The 15,865-nt window shown below is 69.6% G+C and carries 17 protein-coding genes and 3 pseudogenes; 9 read left to right on the plus strand and 11 right to left on the minus strand.

Features of this window, described 5'->3' with window-relative positions; translation table 11 throughout:
• Positions 1–56: 56 nt before the first annotated feature.
• On the minus strand, positions 57–1,394 hold the full coding sequence (locus tag ABTZ94_RS21235) for an MDR family MFS transporter (protein ID WP_351202614.1): 1,338 nt from the start codon (positions 1,392–1,394) through the stop codon (positions 57–59).
• A gap of 216 nt (positions 1,395–1,610) precedes the next feature.
• On the opposite strand from ABTZ94_RS21235, the gene ABTZ94_RS21240 reads away from it, so the two are divergent.
• Entirely contained in the window at positions 1,611–2,372 is a 762-nt protein-coding gene (locus ABTZ94_RS21240; RefSeq protein ID WP_351202615.1) for a phosphoglyceromutase, read from the plus strand.
• An 88-nt stretch (positions 2,373–2,460) separates the two neighbouring features.
• Positions 2,461–2,562: pseudogene (locus tag ABTZ94_RS21245) on the plus strand (IS5/IS1182 family transposase); the annotation flags it as partial.
• Positions 2,563–2,762: 200 nt separating this feature from the next.
• On the opposite strand, the gene ABTZ94_RS21250 reads toward ABTZ94_RS21245, so the two are convergent.
• From ABTZ94_RS21250 to ABTZ94_RS21260, 3 genes are read right to left on the minus strand one after another with little or no spacing between them, the layout of a single operon-like run.
• A complete protein-coding gene (locus tag ABTZ94_RS21250; RefSeq protein ID WP_351202616.1) occupies positions 2,763–3,200 on the minus strand; it encodes an NUDIX hydrolase in 438 nt (145 codons plus the stop codon).
• A 32-nt stretch (positions 3,201–3,232) separates the two neighbouring features.
• Positions 3,233–4,024, minus strand: a complete 792-nt coding sequence (locus tag ABTZ94_RS21255) for an SDR family NAD(P)-dependent oxidoreductase (RefSeq protein ID WP_351202617.1) — start codon at positions 4,022–4,024, stop codon at positions 3,233–3,235.
• Positions 4,005–4,295, minus strand: a complete 291-nt coding sequence (locus ABTZ94_RS21260) for a hypothetical protein (protein WP_351202643.1) — start codon at positions 4,293–4,295, stop codon at positions 4,005–4,007. Before ABTZ94_RS21260 ends, ABTZ94_RS21255 begins: the two co-directional genes overlap by 20 nt.
• Between ABTZ94_RS21260 and ABTZ94_RS21265 the strand changes: the two genes are divergently transcribed.
• The 3 genes and pseudogenes from ABTZ94_RS21265 to ABTZ94_RS21275 all read left to right on the plus strand — a co-directional run bounded on the left by ABTZ94_RS21265 (position 4,197) and on the right by ABTZ94_RS21275 (position 7,176).
• Positions 4,197–5,192 carry an NsdA family TPR-like regulatory protein gene (locus tag ABTZ94_RS21265; protein WP_502967281.1) on the plus strand — a complete coding sequence of 332 codons (996 nt, stop codon included), beginning with the start codon at positions 4,197–4,199 and terminating at the stop codon, positions 5,190–5,192. The two genes, ABTZ94_RS21260 and ABTZ94_RS21265, sit on opposite strands and share 99 nt — an antisense overlap.
• Before the next feature lie 545 nt (positions 5,193–5,737).
• Positions 5,738–6,391, plus strand: a pseudogene (locus ABTZ94_RS21270) (transposase); the annotation flags it as partial.
• A 398-nt stretch (positions 6,392–6,789) separates the two neighbouring features.
• The gene (locus tag ABTZ94_RS21275; protein ID WP_351202618.1) at positions 6,790–7,176 is read left to right on the plus strand and encodes a transposase; all 387 of its coding nucleotides are present in this window, start codon (positions 6,790–6,792) and stop codon (positions 7,174–7,176) included.
• Positions 7,177–7,238: 62 nt separating this feature from the next.
• Here the strand turns inward: ABTZ94_RS21275 and ABTZ94_RS21280 are convergent, their stop codons facing one another.
• The 3 genes from ABTZ94_RS21280 to ABTZ94_RS21290 form a co-directional block, all read right to left on the minus strand.
• Positions 7,239–7,841 (minus strand): DUF6000 family protein, encoded by a 603-nt coding sequence (locus ABTZ94_RS21280; RefSeq protein WP_351202619.1) that lies wholly within the window; start codon positions 7,839–7,841, stop codon positions 7,239–7,241.
• Positions 7,842–8,077: 236 nt separating this feature from the next.
• Entirely contained in the window at positions 8,078–8,602 is a 525-nt protein-coding gene (locus tag ABTZ94_RS21285) for a hypothetical protein (protein ID WP_351202620.1), read from the minus strand.
• Positions 8,603–8,720: 118 nt separating this feature from the next.
• A complete protein-coding gene (locus tag ABTZ94_RS21290; protein ID WP_351202621.1) occupies positions 8,721–9,326 on the minus strand; it encodes a hypothetical protein in 606 nt (201 codons plus the stop codon).
• A gap of 138 nt (positions 9,327–9,464) precedes the next feature.
• Between ABTZ94_RS21290 and ABTZ94_RS21295 the strand changes: the two genes are divergently transcribed.
• Both ABTZ94_RS21295 and ABTZ94_RS21300 read left to right on the plus strand, forming a co-directional pair.
• A complete protein-coding gene (locus tag ABTZ94_RS21295) occupies positions 9,465–9,713 on the plus strand; it encodes a hypothetical protein (RefSeq protein ID WP_351202622.1) in 249 nt (82 codons plus the stop codon).
• A complete protein-coding gene (locus ABTZ94_RS21300; protein ID WP_351202623.1) occupies positions 9,710–9,952 on the plus strand; it encodes a hypothetical protein in 243 nt (80 codons plus the stop codon). The genes ABTZ94_RS21295 and ABTZ94_RS21300 overlap by 4 nt, the downstream gene beginning before the upstream one ends.
• A 120-nt stretch (positions 9,953–10,072) precedes the next feature.
• Here ABTZ94_RS21300 and ABTZ94_RS21305 read toward each other — a convergent pair whose 3' ends face one another.
• The 4 genes and pseudogenes from ABTZ94_RS21305 to mshA all read right to left on the minus strand — a co-directional run bounded on the left by ABTZ94_RS21305 (position 10,073) and on the right by mshA (position 13,330).
• Positions 10,073–10,864, minus strand: coding sequence for a hypothetical protein (locus ABTZ94_RS21305; protein ID WP_351202624.1), 792 nt, complete (start codon positions 10,862–10,864; stop codon positions 10,073–10,075).
• Between the two features lie 252 nt (positions 10,865–11,116).
• Positions 11,117–11,387, minus strand: a pseudogene (locus ABTZ94_RS21310) (hypothetical protein); the annotation flags it as partial.
• A 70-nt stretch (positions 11,388–11,457) separates the two neighbouring features.
• Positions 11,458–11,985, minus strand: a complete 528-nt coding sequence (locus tag ABTZ94_RS21315) for a type III secretion system chaperone family protein (protein WP_351202625.1) — start codon at positions 11,983–11,985, stop codon at positions 11,458–11,460.
• Positions 11,978–13,330: a D-inositol-3-phosphate glycosyltransferase gene (gene mshA / locus ABTZ94_RS21320; RefSeq protein ID WP_351202626.1), complete on the minus strand. Its 1,353-nt coding sequence runs from the start codon at positions 13,328–13,330 to the stop codon at positions 11,978–11,980. The genes ABTZ94_RS21315 and mshA overlap by 8 nt, the downstream gene beginning before the upstream one ends.
• A 230-nt stretch (positions 13,331–13,560) precedes the next feature.
• Here mshA and ABTZ94_RS21325 point away from each other — a divergent pair, with 230 nt between their 5' ends.
• Positions 13,561–14,337: a class I SAM-dependent methyltransferase gene (locus ABTZ94_RS21325; protein WP_351202627.1), complete on the plus strand. Its 777-nt coding sequence runs from the start codon at positions 13,561–13,563 to the stop codon at positions 14,335–14,337.
• Positions 14,338–14,592: 255 nt separating this feature from the next.
• Positions 14,593–15,669, plus strand: coding sequence for a C40 family peptidase (locus ABTZ94_RS21330; protein ID WP_351202628.1), 1,077 nt, complete (start codon positions 14,593–14,595; stop codon positions 15,667–15,669).
• The last annotated feature ends 196 nt before the right edge of the window (positions 15,670–15,865 follow it).

The following is a 15,865-nucleotide window of genomic DNA, read 5'->3' on the forward strand; positions in this document are numbered from 1 at the left end:
GGCTGCTCCACGCGGGGCGGCCCTTCGTGTGCGGATCCGGCGGCGGGGTGGTGACCTCAGCCCATCCGCTCGACAGAGGGCTCGGGTCCCGCAGCGGCGTCGGCACCCGGCCCCACCGGGCCGGCACTCTCCGCGCCCCGGCCGCTCTCCGCCACCCGGCTGCCCTCAAAGGCCGCCCCGTCCTCCCCCGGCAGATTCCGCATCAGCAGCCAGTACCCGAGCGCGGCCCCGGTCCCCAGGACCGCACACGTCCCCCACAGCCACTGCGCCCCGAAACGGTCGATCACCACGCCCGACATCAGCGGTGCGATCAACGCCGCAGCCGACCAGGACATCGTGTACATGCCCTGGTAGCGGCCGCGGCCCTGGGCGGGCGAGAGCCGGACCACCAGACCGGTCTGGATGGGCGAGTTGACGATCTCGGCGACCGTCCAGACGCAGATGGTCAGTGCGTACACGGCGACCGACCCGGCGAACGCGGTGAGCCCGAATCCGTACCCCGCCAGCAGCGACGACACGATGAGCAGCCGGCGCGGATCGCGGTGCTGGATGAAACGGGTGACCGGGATCTGGAGCACCACGATCAGCACACCGTTGACGGCGACGGCGGTACCGAAGTCGGAGCTGGAGAAACCATCCGCCCCCATGGCCACCGGCAGCCCCACATACCCCTGCTGGAAAATCAGGGCGATGACGAAGGACAGCCCTACGACGCTCATGAACCGCCCGTCGCGCAGCACGGTGGAGAGCCGGACCTCGTCCGCGCCGGTGACCGCACGCCCGGACAACGCCGACTTCTCCGGCTGTGACTCGGGCACCTTCATGAAAACGACGTAGGCGCAGAGGAGCGTCATCGCGGCCTCGCCGAGGAACCCGGCGAGATAGCTGTACTCGGCGACGAACCCGGCCCCGGCCGACGAGACCGCGAAGCCGAGATTGATCGCCCAGTAGTTGAGCGAGAAGGCCCGCACCCGGTCCTCGGGCCGGACTATGTCGGCCATCATGGCCTGCACGGCGGGCCGCGAGGCGTTGCTGGCCATGCCGACGACGAAAGCGACGGCGGCGATCGCCACCGGATGGACCATGAACCCGAGCACGGCCACGGACACAGCGGTCGCGGTCTGCGCGATGAGCATGGTGGGCCGGCGGCCCAGCCGGTCGGTCATCACCCCCGCACCGAGCGAGGAAACGACCCCGCCGAGCCCGTGCAACGCGACGACCAGACCGGCGTACGAGGCGGAGTAGCCCCGGTCCAGGGTCAGGTAGAGCGCCATGAACGTGGCGACGAACGCCCCGAGGCGGTTGACCAGCGTGCTGGTCCACAGCCACCAGAACTCCCTGGGGAGACCGGACACGGATTCGCGTGCGGCCCGTCTGAGACCGGCGACAGACATACGGAATCCCCCCAGGGAAGTACGGAACGGACACCGCCGGTAAGAGGCCCGGCAGTTGTCCGAACATTACGAATCCCGGATTCCGGTCCACCAGTCGATTGACGCCGACCGTCAATCGACCCGGCCCCGGCTCTCCGCGCACCCCCCGCCCGCCCCATCTGTCCGCCCTGTGACCGGCCGCGCAGCGCTTTTACGGCTTCGATTACGCTCGGACCCATGGCCGACGCACCGTACAAGCTGATCCTCCTCCGCCACGGCGAGAGCGAATGGAACGCGAAGAACCTGTTCACCGGTTGGGTGGACGTCAACCTCACGGAGAAGGGCGAGAAGGAGGCAGTCCGCGGCGGTGAGCTGCTCAAGGACGCCGGTCTGCTTCCCGACGTCCTGCACACCTCCCTCCAGAAGCGCGCCATCCGCACCGCGCAGCTCGCGCTGGAATCCGCGGACCGCCACTGGATTCCCGTCCACCGCTCGTGGCGGCTTAACGAGCGCCACTACGGTGCCCTGCAGGGCAAGGACAAGGCGCAGACGCTCGCCGAGTTCGGCGAGGAGCAGTTCATGCTCTGGCGCCGCTCGTACGACACCCCGCCGCCCGCCCTCGAGGACGGCACCGAGTTCTCCCAGAGCGACGACCCGCGCTACGCGACGATCCCGCCGGAGCTGCGCCCGCGCACCGAGTGCCTCAAGGACGTCGTCGTCCGCATGCTGCCGTACTGGTACGACGGCATCGTCCCGGACCTCCTGGCCGGCCGCACGGTCCTGATCGCCGCCCACGGCAACAGCCTCCGCGCTCTGGTCAAGCACCTCGACGGCATCTCCGACGCCGACATCGCGGGCCTGAACATCCCGACCGGCATCCCGCTCGCCTACGAGCTGGACGCCGGCTTCCGCCCGATCAAGCCGGGCGGCACGTACCTCGACCCGGACGCGGCGAAGGCCGCGATCGAGGCCGTGAAGAACCAGGGCAAGAGGAAGTAAGCCCGCACGAATAGGCCCCCTACCTGCGGTTTTCCCGTGAGTAGGGGGCTTGTTGCTGCGCTGGGGCCGTCTCTGGGCCGTCAGCTCCCTCCACCTCGCCGCAGCGATCGTCACGCTCCGCATGCTCATCCGCCGCGCGGCGACGCTGTACCGCTGGGACACCCGGCCCAGCACCCGCCGCCTCAAGTGACACCTACTGCCGGTCGGTCCAAGTGCCCTCACGACGCGTCGGGTCGAGGCGTGAATTGCCACTCACCGCGAAAAGGGTGCCGCGAGTCCCGAATATCGAGAGCCGCACGCGCTGACCCAGCACCCAACTGACCCAGCACGCCTGATCCCCGAAGGCCGGGGGAGCGCCTGACCCAGCAGGACGCTCCCCCCCGGCGGCTGTCAGAGGGTCGCCTCGCCGATGAGTGTTCCGTCATCGACGGCGTCCCGAAGGACGTGCGCGATCTCCTCCGGCTCGAGGTTGATGCCGTCGATCCCGGCCGCGGTCAACGGCGTCTCTTCCAGGGAGTATTCGCCCCGGCCTTCGGCGCTGAACTCGGGTCCCGTGCGGTCGTCGAAGGACCACGTCTCGATGCGGGCAAGGTAGAAGAGCTGTCGCTCGTCGTCGGTCTCCAGTGTGTGCAGCAGTCGGACGATGTCGGCCTTGCCGGCGATCTCCTCGTGGATCTCCCGGTGGAGGGCGGCCTCCCGGGACTCGTCGGTGGCCTCGACGCCACCGCCGGGCAGGACCCAGTAGACGGGGATGCCGGGCTTGGTCCGACGGATGACCAGCATCGTGTTGTTCGGGGTGACGAGGACGGCGCGGACTCGCTCGATCATGTGGTGTTCTCTCCTTGGTTGTTGGCGCGGTCTCAGTGCAGCAGCCAGCCACCGTCGACGTGGACGGATTGCCCAGTGATGAACGACGCGGAGGGGCCGACAAGGAACGCGACCAGGGCCGCCACATCCTCGGGCCGTCCACGACGGGGAACGCACTGCCGCTGGATCTGATCCTCGGGGCGGACCCGGAATTGGGCCGGGATGGCGGTCTCGGCCTCGACTTGGATGGCTCCGGGCAAGACGGTGTTGACGCAGATGCCGTACGGGCCGAGCTCGCGGGCGAGAGAGCGGGTCAGGCCCAGGAGTCCGGCCTTCGCGGTGCTGTACGCGACGAGGTTGGTGCGGCCGGCGCGGGCGTTGACGCTGCCGATGTTGACGATGCGGCCCCAGCGGCGTTCGACCATGCCGGAGGTCACCGCGTGGCAGACGCGGTAGTGGGCGGTGAGGTTCACGTCGAGGGAGTAGTTCCAGGCGGCCTCGTCGGTGTCCTGCCAGGGGACGCGGGGGTAGGAGCCGGCGTTGTTCACGAGGATGTCGATGGGGCCGATCTCGGCGCGGACGAGGTCGGTCATGGTATGGACGGCGCCGGGGTCGGTCAGGTCGGCGTTCACCGCGATCCCGGGGCTGCCGTCTCGCTCGAAGGCGGCGAGGAGGGCATGGGCGTCGGGGTCCTGGCCGAGGTGGTTGACGGCGACGGCGGCTCCGGCGGTGGCGAGTGCCCGTCCGATTTCGGCGCCGATGCCAGTGACGCCGCCGGTAACGAGGGCGATGCGGCCCTGGAGGGGCCGGGTCTGGAGAGGGCTTTCAAGCAGGGGCAGGGACATTGCTGCTCCGTTCGCCAGGGTTGGAATGAGGGGCCGGTTCGGTGGTGAAGAACGTGTCGAGGGCTGTGAGGGGGTCCTGGCTCTCGGCGAGCTTGATCAGTACGAGCAGGAGATCGTGGCCGGTCAGCCGGGCTGCCGGGATGACGCCGAGGATGCGCAGGGCGAGGAAGGCGTGGAGCCCGTCCAGGCTGGTGCCGCCCTGCCCCCGCAGACCGTCCAGGGACCGCGTGATGGCCGCGTCGGCCAGGGCGAGGTGGCGGCCGTGCGCCACATGGTGAAGGCCCTCGGCGATTCAGCCTCCGAGCTCGGCGGCGGCCACGCCCGCCACCTGGCCGTCCGCTACCTCACCCAGGACGTAGCCTCCTGGCTGGAGGGCCGCTTCACCGAGGCCACTGGCCACGAGCTGTTCGCCGCGACCTCCCAGCTCGTCCACCTCGCCGGCTGGATGGCCCAGGATGAGGGCGACACCCCCGAACTGCGCGGACTCGCCCAGCGTTATTACGCGCACTCGTTCCGCCTGGCCGCAGAGGCCGGTGATCCGGAGCTTTCGGCGACCGCACTGCGGGGGCTGGCCGTGCAGTGCGTCGGTCTGGGCTACCGGGCCGAGGCAGTCCAGCTCGGCGAAGCCTGCGTCGAATACGGCCGGCACCTCGACAACCCGCGCGCGGTCGCCTATTACGAGGCCACCCTCGCCAGCGTCGCCGCCCAGGACGACGACCGGCGCATGGCCACCAAGCACCTCGCCAGGTCCGAGACCGCCATCGCCAAGCCGGCAGCCGCGGGTGGCGACTCCTGGGCCGCCCACTACTCCCCCGGCCGCTGGGCCCACGAATCCGGCATGATCCTCTCCCGCCTCGGCGACCTCGACGCCGCCGAGGAACACCTCCACCTCGCCCTCGACATCCACGGCCTCGACCGCCGCCGTACCCGCGCCATCGTCCTCGCCGACCTCGGCGGCGTCCGCCTACGGCAAGGCGACGTCGACGGCGCCATGGCCACCTGGCGCGATTTCCTCGACTGCGCCGACGGCATCCGCTCGGTGAAAGTCCAGGCCGCTCTCCAAGACATGCGCGTACGCCTCCGCCGATACAGCGGAGTTCCAGAAGCCCAGGAAATGCGTGAGCGGGCGGCGCGCGCTGCGGGCTGCCCCTCTCCCAGTGGCCAGTGACCAGGGGTGTCAGGAGGCCCAAAGGGCGAGTGGCTTCGTCCACGAGAATGGACAGACCTTCGACACCGGTTCGAGAGGCCGGGGTTCTTGAGAACGAGGCTGGATATTCACGAGTTTCGGTTCTGGCACACATTCCGTGAAAGATCTTGCTGGCTCTCGCCAGCAGGAGGCGCGCGTCATGTGAGCTGCGCGGACCACGCGTCACCGGGGTTCGGTGAGGCCGGACTCAAGATCGCTCACGGAATGTGTGCCAGAACCAAAACTCGGGCTCTGGCTCAACTTCTGTGATGCGGACACTCTGAGTGACAGCCAGGCTCCTTCGAGCCGTACGCAAAGTCGCCCGAAAATAGTCTGTGGGCAGGACAGTTGGGCTGACAGTTCGGGCCGTGGAAGAAGTCGTGCTCCGGCTGAAGGAGCTGTTGTTCCCGTCGATCGCGGACGTCGCGGTGCTGTCGGTACGCGTGAACATCGAGATAGTGCGCGTTGATGCGCAATGCATCGCGGACGGCGCCGTGTGCCCGGTCTGCGGAGTCTGGTCGAACCGGGTGCATGGTTCCTACCTGCGGTTTCCCGCTGATGTGCCGAGCGGTGGCCGAAGCGTTGTTCTCCAGCTGAGGGTCCGTCGGTTCACCTGCGGGAACTCGGGGTGTGCGCGCCGCTCCTTCGTCGAGCAAATACCTGGCCTGACACGTCGGCACGGTCAACGGACCGAGCGGTTGCGCTCCACCCTGGCCGCGGTCGGTCTGGCCCTCGCGGGCCGAGCCGGAGCCCGCATCGCCCGCGTTCTTGGGGTACCGGTCAGCCGCAGCACGGTGCTCCGGCTGGTCGACGCACTCCCCGATCCCGAGGTCCCCCGCGCCGCGGGTGGTCGGCGTCGACGAGTACGCCACCGCAAAGGCCGCCACTACGGCACCGTCCTCGTCGACATCGAGAGCCGCCGCCCCGTCGACCTGCTGCCGGACCGGGAGGCGTCCAGCCTGGCGGCCTGGCTCGCCGACCGGCCAGGCGTTGAGGTCATCTGCCGCGACCGGGCACCGTTCTTCGCCGAAGGCGCCGCCGCCGGTGCTCCGCAGGCCATTCAGGTCGCGGACCGGTGGCACCTCTGGCACAACCTGAGCGAGGCCGCCGAGCGGGCAGTCGCCCAGCACCGCCAGCGCCTTCGAGCCCTTGTTCCCGCGGCCTCCGAATCCGAGCCTGAGTCGACCCCGCAAGAAGAACCGTCCGGTTCGCCGTGGCCGACCGGGCACCGGTTCGCAGACCGGACTCGGGCCCGGCACGCCGCGGTCCACGCACTCCTGCAGGCAGGACACAGCCTGCGTTCGGTCCAGCGGCAGCTCGGCATGGCCTGGCACACGGTCAAACGGTTCGCCGACGCCTCGACGCCGGAGGACCTGTTCACCGGCCAGTGGCAGAACCGGATCTCGGTCCTCGACGACTACAAGCCCTACCTGGACGACCGCTGGAACGAGGGCTTCACCAACGCGTGGAAGCTGTGGGAGGAGATCGTGCCGCTCGGCTACAAGGGCAGCTACCAGCGCGTCCGTGCCTACCTGCACAAGAAGCGCACCTCACCACGACCTGTGACCGCCCGGCCGCCGTGCCCCGAACGGCCTCCGGATGGATCCTCAGACGCCCGGAAACCCTCACCGAGCACGAACAGCTCCGGCTCAAGACCGTCCGCAACCAGTGCCCCGAGCTCGACGCCCTTACCCGTCACGTCCGGTCCTTCGCGACCATGCTCACTGACCGCCAGGGCGAGCGTCTCCCGGAGTGGCTCGACGCCGTTCGACAGGACGACCTGCCCAGCCTCCACACCCTCGCCGCCGGCATCGACCGCGATCTCGACGCCGTCATCGCCGGATTGAGCCTGCCCTGGAGCTCGGGCGCGGTCGAAGGGCATGTCAACCGGATCAAGATGCTCAAGCGCCAGATGTTCGGGCGGGCAGGCTTGCAACTTCTCCGCAAGCGCGTCCTACTGGCGTGACGGAGAGTGGCCGCGTCACAGACGTTGAGCCAGAGCCGTTGAAGTGAACAAAGCCAATGCGGTCAGGTGTCGGCGCATTCGTCGATGACGGCGCAGGCGAGGCGGATGCCGCCCAGGTAGGTGGAGATGCCGTCATCGCCGTGCATGTGGGGCGCGTCCTGGAACCACTGCCGCCACAGGCCGCCCTCCTGGAGGAGGCGGCTGGCCCGGTCGCCGTGCAGGACGGAGTCGGTGTACGCCAGGGCTCCCATGGCCGTCGGCTGGTCGTAGGCGAGGTCGGGCCGACGCAGGTAGCGATCCAGGTAAGCGGCGAGCAGGTCGGCGTCCCGTGCCGTGCCGAAACTCGCCAGCGCCACGCAGTAGGCCCCACCCGCGCAGCAGACCTCGCTCTCCAGCAGCAGCGCTCCCAGCCGCTCGCGGAAGCGGTCACGGCGCGAGACGGCGGCGAGCCATGCCGCGGTGCGCCGCTCGCGCCAGCTGCCTTCGAAGAGGGTGGTGAGCTCGGCGTCGGAAACAGCCTTCGCATCAGCGGCCAGAGCACGAACGAACGGCTCGTACTCCTCGCGCGGCATATGAAGTACCGCTCCACCGAGCTTCAGGTAGCGCCGCGCGGGGGCGCAAAAGCGGCGGAACAGATCCTGTATCTCAGGGTCGTGGCGGATCACCACCCCATCCTCTCGCAACAAGCACGCAGCTGAGGGCGTGGGGCAGAATACGCCTGCGGTGATCCCGGGACGGGAGGGACGCCACCTGGGACCCGGGTCGGGTGAGCGGGGTGTCGGCAGCACGCAGCGTTACTGCTCCACAAAAGTTGAGCCAGAACCAAAACTCGTGAACATAGCCAGGCTAAGGGCTGTCCTCGTAAGTAACAGCTCCCGGTGGCTTTGAACGACGTGTTTGTTCACTCACTGTCGTAATCGTCGGCCAGGTATTCCAGGCCAAGACGCAGAGTGCCGGGCGCCCATGCCTTGCGGATCACGATCGGCCGGGGCTTGTCGTGCAGCCAGATGGCTACGTAGCCGGGCGTGATGGTCGTGGCCGGGCCCGCTGTGCCGAAGGTGACATCGCTCCGTGTCTCCGCCGTCTGGATCAACGCGATCTGGTCCCGATGCAGGACACGGGGATCCCGCCACTGCGGGGACGTGAGCAGGAGTCCGTGCTCGTACAGAACAACGCGCGTGATGCCCTTGGAGGGCTGGAGCCAGCAATAGACCACGATGTCGGCGGCGAGGACACCGAAGACGATGAGCGACCCCGCGACGCCGCCTGTGATCAGCGCCGGCACCCACGCGATCAGCATGGCCGCACACACGGCAAGGAGCAGATAGGGCAACGGAGTCGGGCGGAACAACCGGTGGGCACTGAAGTGCTCACCGAGTCCGGCCCTTTCGGCCGCACGAGCGCCTGGATCAGTATCCTTTGCCATGCATATCCCTTCCCTGGCGGCGTAGTTGTCGCCCCTGAGCGCGGCGCGGATACCTTAGACCGACCGGCAATCAGGGGGCGGCGTCGCGGGGATGGGCACGCGTCCTCGGTACGAGGTTTCAGTCCGCGCCGAAGGCCGTCCGCCCGATGCGGGCCGCGAGCGTCTCCCAGGGGCGGCAGGCGACGACGGGCAGGGCGTGCAGGCGGGCCTGCTGGCTCAGCCACCGCGAGTACGCCGCGCTGACCCGCGCCCGGTGCCGTTGCACCCCGCTCCCGGGCTCCCGGGAGGCATAGTTGGCGGTGATCCGGTCCGGGTCCTCCTCGTGCAGGAACACCGCCCGCACGCGGCGACCGGCCGTCCGCCCCTCGCGGATCGCTGCCGCGGCCGCCGCCGGGGTGAGGTAGTCGCCCTCGACCAGGGCGGGCACGTCGACGGTCAGGCGGTTGCGTACGACGCCGAGCACCGCGGGCTCCAGGGCCCGAGCGGTGGCGATCTGAAGGTTCAGTACATGCTCGACGGTGAGCTGCTCGGTGTCGGGGATGTCGTCGAAGTGGTGGGCGGCGGGGTGGTGTTCGGCCGTCGTCATGGCCTCGACGGCGCTGACCACGTCGTCGAACTCGACCACGAATCCCTTGGCCTCATCGGCCAGTTGCGCGGCGACCCGGCTCTTGCCGATGCCGGACGCTCCACCGATCAGCAATATGTCCCACGACGCACCTGTCATGGTGCGAACGTATCGCGCGGGTTCCGCGTCCGTTGCGGGCCTCCCTGGCGCTAACGTGACCCAAGTGGCGGCCCGCTCAAGGGCGTAGCCGACCTGACGGGCCGTGCGGAGAGAGCAAGGAGAGCGGGGAGAGCAATCATGGGCGAGCCCCTGAAGACCTTCGTCGGCGGCGCCGAAGTCGACGTACCCAACAGCATTCCGGACATCCGGGCCACTCTGCCCGAGGAGAGACGCGAGGAGTTCGACCGCGCCATCAATGACGCCGGGGTGGGTGAGATCCAGGCCGTCATGCGGCACTGGATGCTGGAGGCCGTGCCCGATCCGGAGGCCGAGAAGATCCTGGACCGGCTGGCGCAGGACGAGGCCGAAAGGCGGACGGTCGCTTGAGCTTCCGTATCTCCTACGCCCCGCCCGCCGACGACACCCTGGCCAAGATGCGCGACGGCGAGATCTTCCGGAACGAGATGGCACGCACCCTGGGCCTGGACCCGTACGGGCACGGGTCGTCGGCCGTCAAGAGCGAGCGCGACCGCCGCGAAGCGACGGTCGCCGGGGCCATCGTGCTCTATTACGTCTCCGGGTCCGTCCTGATCGTCACCGTGGTCCGGCTCGTCCCGCTGCCCTGAACCAGCACCGGGCCGAGGAGACACCTCGGGCGCCCGAGCGGGCCTGCCTCACTCCCCGGGTTCTCCACGGCCACGGCACAGGACCGCCGCCACGAGGGACGCACCAAGCCGCGGCCGCCCCTATGCCAGCTTCGCGGCCTGGGCCTCGACCACCGCGGTCGGCAGTTCGAAGTCCTTTCCCCCGCCCATCGCGGCCAGATTCATCGAGGAGAACGAGGCGAACGAGGGGCCCTGACGCATGGCCACGAGCTTGAACTGCACCTTCTCGCCGCCCTGCTCCACCTGCACCGTCCAGGCGGCCGCGTCCTCCCCGGCCTTGACCTGCTCCTCGGTGATCTTGCTGACCTTCTGCTTCTCACCGGCTGCCGTGAAGTCGAACCCGCCTGCGCAGTCGGTGGCGGCGGTGCGCAGCGAGGCGACCGACTCCTCCGCGCCCTTGCCGTCGTACGAGCCGAGGGCCAGCTGCGTCGTCGTGATGTCGAATGCCGCCTTGAACGCGTCTTCGGCATCCGCGCCGTCCTGCTTGCCCATGCTGCCCTTCTTGGGCTCGCTGACGACCGTCCGCTTGGTGAACGCCGCGGGCTCACCGACCTGTGCCCCCATCAGCGCGTCGGCGAACGGGGCGCAGACCTCCTTCTCGACCTTGATGTCATCACTGGAGATCTCGTCCTTGGCCGCAGCCTTGGCGATCTTGTGGCCCTTGACGTCGCCCTGGGCCAGCGCGGCCTTCTCCAGCTCGGCGGCGGTCAGCGCCTTGGCGCCCGGCTTCGCGGCGGCGGACTCCTTGCCCTTGGCATCCGCCCCCTTGTCGCCGGAACCGGAATCCGAGCCGCCACCGCATCCGGTGACGAGCAGGGCCAGGGACACCGCGGTGGCGGCAACAGCGGTACGGCGTATGGCGGTAGATCGCATGGTCCGGTCCGTCTCTCTGAACTGGGGTCTTCGGGTTTTACTCACTCTATGAGCAGGATTTGGTTTGAAGATCAATCAACTGGATCACGGGATGTGATCGTGACGACGCCGTGATCAACCCGCGCCGCGTTCCCCGGGAGCACCTGGACCAGGTGTCGAAGGAAGTCGGTCCGCAGCTCGAATCGGCGCTGCAGGACATGGAGTCGGCACTGCGGGCACGGGACCGACCACCGACCCGCAGCGCCCGCCCCGTCAGCCGGCCAGTGCCCGCTGCGCCTCGTGGAGGCTGGGCGGGCACACCGCTCCGGCCTGCCGTACGCCTTCGGCCGGGTGTGCCGATCGCCGGTGAAGTCGGGGGCGTCGATCCGGTCGGACTCCGTCACCTCGCTGACACCGACCGTCGCGCCGTACGGGGCGGGCCCGTCGATCCGCATCGGGCCGGCCGGCCACTGGTGACCTGGATGTTCCAGTGCGTGAAGCGGGCTCCGAAGAGCGGCCCCACGACGCCGCCTCCCCTGTGCCGGTCGGTCCAAGCCGGTCGACCTCGGCCCGGTCCGGCTCTCGGCCCCGTCGGTCGAGACTCGACCCAGAGGTCAGCCGGCGGGGCGTTGGGTCAGGTGTGTGAACGCGTCCAGGTTCCGCGTGGACTCGCCGCGCGACACCCGCCACTCGTACTCCTTGCGGATCGCGCTCGCGAAGCCCAGCTCCAGCAGGGTGTTGAACGCGCCGTCGGCCGCTTCGAGGACCGTGCCGAGCAGCCGGTCCAGCTCCTGCGGGGTGACCACGGAGAGCGGCAGCTTGCCGACCAGATAGATGTCACCGAGCTGGTCGATCGCGTAACTCACGCCGAAGAGACGGAGGTTGCGCTCCAGCAGCCAGCGGTGGACCGCCGCGTCGTTCTCGTCCGGGTGGCGGACGACGAAGGCGTTGAGGGAGAGCGAGTGCTTACCGACGCGCAGCGAGCAGGTGGTGGACAGCTTGCGCGTGCCGGGCAGCTTGACGACGTAGCTGCCGGGTTCGGGGCTCTCCCATGCGAGCTCGGCGTCCTTCAGGGCCGCCTCGATGATCTGCACGACCTGCGCAACCTGCGTCGTCACCGCTTCATCGGGTACGTCAGCCATGGTGCGAGCGTACGCGACGGCGGTGTTCGTGCATCGCGGCCGTGTACACGTCGGCGGTCACGGACGCGGCGGTGTCCCAGCCGAAGCCCCGCGCGTGCGCGGCGGCCGCCGCGCCCATTCGGGCCACCAGTTCCGGCGCCTCGGCGAACCGGCCCAGCGCCTGCGCGTACGCCTGCGGGTCGTGCCCGGGTATCAGGAAGCCGCTGACCCCGTCCCGTACCGCCACCGGAAGACCGCCCACCGCTGCCGCGACGACCGGGGTGCCCGCCGCCTGGGCCTCGATGGCGACCAGGCCGAAGGACTCGCTGTACGAAGGCATGACCAGCACGGAAGCGGCCCGGAACCAATCGGCGAGCTGGTCCTGCCCGACCGGCGGCTGGAACCGTACGACATCGGCGATGCCCAGCTGCGCCGCCAGCTTCTGCAGGCCTTCCGGCTTGGCGAGCCCGCTGCCGCTCGGGCCGCCGACGACCGGTACGACCATCCGGCGACGCAGCGAGGGGTCGCGGTCCAGCAGGGCGGCGACGGCCCGCAACAGCACGTCCGGAGCCTTGAGCGGCTGGATGCGGCCCGCAAAGAGCGGAATCAGGGCGTCCTTCGGCAGTCCGAGACGCGCCCGGGCCGCGGCGCGCCCGTCGGCGGGGCGGAAACGGTCGAGGTTGACCCCTGGGTGCACGACGGCGACGGAGCCGGGATCGGCCTCGTAGAAGCGGATGAGATCATCCGCTTCCTCGGCGGTGTTCGCGATCAGCCGGTCGGCCGCGCTGACGATCTGGGTCTCGCCGATGACGCGGGCGGCGGGCTCGGGGGTGTCGCCCTCCGCGAGCGCCGCGTTCTTGACCTTCGCCATGGTGTGCATGGCGTGGACGAGCGGAACGCCCCAGCGCTGAGCGGCGAGCCAGCCGACATGGCCGGAGAGCCAGTAGTGGGAGTGGACCAGATCGTAGTAGCCGGGGCGCTGGCCGGCCCACGCCTGCATGACTCCGTGCGTGAAGGCACAGAGCTGGGCGGGCAGCTCCTCCTTGGCCAGACCTTCGTACGGCCCCGCGTCGACATGCCGGACCAGGACACCGGGCGCCAGCTCGACCGTCGGGGGCAGCGCGCCGGTGGTGGACCGGGTGAAGATCTCGACCTCGATGTTGATCGCGGCGAGGCGCTTGGCCAGCTCCACGATGTAGACGTTCATGCCGCCCGCGTCACCCATGCCCGGCTGATGCAGGGGCGAGGTATGCACGGAGAGCATCGCGATGCGGCGGGGTTTGCGGTGGCCACCGGGGAAGGCGGCGGGGAACCTGAGGCGCGGCGCGACACGGCTGCTGCCGAGCCGGGAGACGTACTGACTCACGTCGTCCGGTCCTCCTCACTCAGGGCACGACACCGAAGGGACCTGAGCCCCTTCTCGAGGGCTGCAACAGCGGAATATCTCCTTTCATTTCCGCTTTACCAAATCATTGCAGTGAGGGGGCCGCATGCCGGGTCGGGGGTCCGGGCACCCCGCGCCGCCCACCGGGCCGAACCGGGACCGGGCACCCCGCGCCGCCTTCCGCCGCCCGCGACATCGTTACTCTCGCTGTCATGCGCCCCATCGGCACCGCGACCCGCGGGACCACCAACCCGAACCGGCTCCGCCGCATGGACCGCTGGATCGCCGCCACCCACGGTCCGGCCCTGCGCCGCGCCGACACCCCCGTCGCCGTCGACCTCGGGTACGGCGCCGCCCCCTGGACCGCCGTCGAGCTGCTGCAGCGCCTGCGCACCGCCGAGCCGCGCACGGCGGTGGTCGGCATCGAGATCGACCCGGAGCGGGTCGCGGCGGCGAAACCGTACGAACGTGAGGGCCTCACCTTCCTGCACGGCGGCTTCGAGATCCCGCTCCCCGAGCGCCCCGACCTCATCAGGGCGGCGAATGTGCTGCGCCAGTACGACGAGGGCGAGGTCGTCGCGGTCTGGCAGCGGCTGTGCGCGCGCCTCGCGCCGGGCGGGCTGCTGGTCGAGGGCACCTGCGACGAGATCGGGCGCCGGCACGTATGGGTGGCGCTCGGCCCGGAAGGCCCGCGCACGGTGACGTTCGCGACCCGGCTCGCTTCCCTGGACCGCCCCTCCGACCTCGCGGAGCGCCTGCCCAAGGCGTTGATCCACCGCAATGTGCCGGGCGAACCGGTCCACGCGTTCCTGCGGGACTTCGACCGGGCGTGGGCCGCGGCCGCCCCGTACGCCTCACTGGGTGCCCGGCAGCGCTGGATCACGGCGGTGCGGGCGTTGTCGGGCGACTGGCCGCTGGCGGACGGGGTACGTCGGTGGCGCCAGGGCGAAGTCACGGTGAAGTGGACCGCCCTCCAGCCCAACCGATAGCCGAACACGCGCCGAACAGACCCGGCGGGCCCGCGTCCGCGGAGGCGCGCGGGAACGCGGACCGGGCACCGTTCGTCAGGACGATGGGGAGCGATTTCCGGGACGCGGGGAGCGATTCCCGGGGCGTCGGCCGAGCTGTGTGACCGTCAGGGCAGCAGGCGTGTTCCTCTGTTGCTTTTCGGAACGGCATGGCACGATCTCGTCACCAGCAAGACGTTACTGACGGTAAATCAGATTCATTCGGAGGGGGATACCGTGAACCGACGTCACGTTGCCGCAGCCGCGATCACTCTGGTCTGTGCACTGACCGTACTCACCGCGCCGGTCCAGGCTTTCGCCACGCCCGCACCCCCCTCCCCCTCCATGACGCAGACCCAATCCGGGTCGAAGACGCCGAAGAAGAGCCTCGAAGAGGTACGAGAGGAGATCGACGCCCTCTACCGCAAGGCCGGGGCGGCCACCGACGCGTACAACCTCGCCGAGGAGCAGGCCAAGAAGCAGTCCGGCGAGATCGTCGAACTGGCCAAGGCCATCGTCGAGGGCCAGTCGAAGATCGCCGAGCTCAAGAACCAGGCGGGCGCCCAGGCCCGCGAGCAGTACCGCACCGGCGGACTGCCGCCCGGCACCCAGCTGATGCTCAGCGACGACCCGCAGCTGTTCCTCGACGGGGTGAGCCGGGTCAGGGAGGGCCAGCAGGCCGCCCAGGGCGTCCTCGGTGAACTGACCAGGACCCAGCAGGACCTGGAGACGTACACCCAGGACGCGAGCACCAACTGGAAGAAGCTCGAAGCCAACCGTCTCAAGCAAGCCCAGGCCAAGAAGAAGATCAACGCGCAGATCGCCGCGGCGAAGAAGCTGGAATCCCAGCTGAAGAAGAAGGAACGGGCCCGCCTGCTCAAGCTGGAGCGGGAGGCCCAGCACAAGCTGCAGACGGCCTGGCTCAGCTCCGGCGCCCTGAAGGACATCAACCGCGAGGCGAGCGCGGGCGGCAAGAAGGCGGTGGCCTTCGCGACCGAGCAGATCGGCAAGCCGTACGTCTGGGGAGCCGAGGGCCCCCGTTCGTACGACTGCTCGGGGCTGACGTCACAGGCCTGGGCGGCGGCGGGCCGGCCGATCCCGCGCACCTCACAGGAGCAGTGGCGGCTGCTGCCCCACATCGCCATCAAGGACATGCGCCCCGGCGACCTGATCATCTACCACGGCGACGCCAGCCACGTGGGCATGTACATCGGCGACGGCGCCATCATCCACGCCCCCCGCCCCGGCCGGAACGTCACACTGGCGGGCGCGGGCTCGATGCAGATCCTCGGCGTGGTCCGCCCGGACAAGTAGGGGCGCTGCCCGCCCGGCCAGATCAAGTCCGCCCGGCGATTGAGGACAAAGCACCCATCGGGGATGCCTCATGCCCCCGGCACTCCCCGCAGGGCCGCCGCACCCCCCACGGGAGTGACCCGCACCACCCACCCCCCGCCACCCCGCGTGACCTTTGTCATGCCCCGGCACCCGACCCCACCCCCACACATCTCGC

Source organism: Streptomyces sp. NPDC002785 (genome assembly GCF_040295565.1).
Lineage (GTDB): Bacteria > Actinomycetota > Actinomycetes > Streptomycetales > Streptomycetaceae > Streptomyces.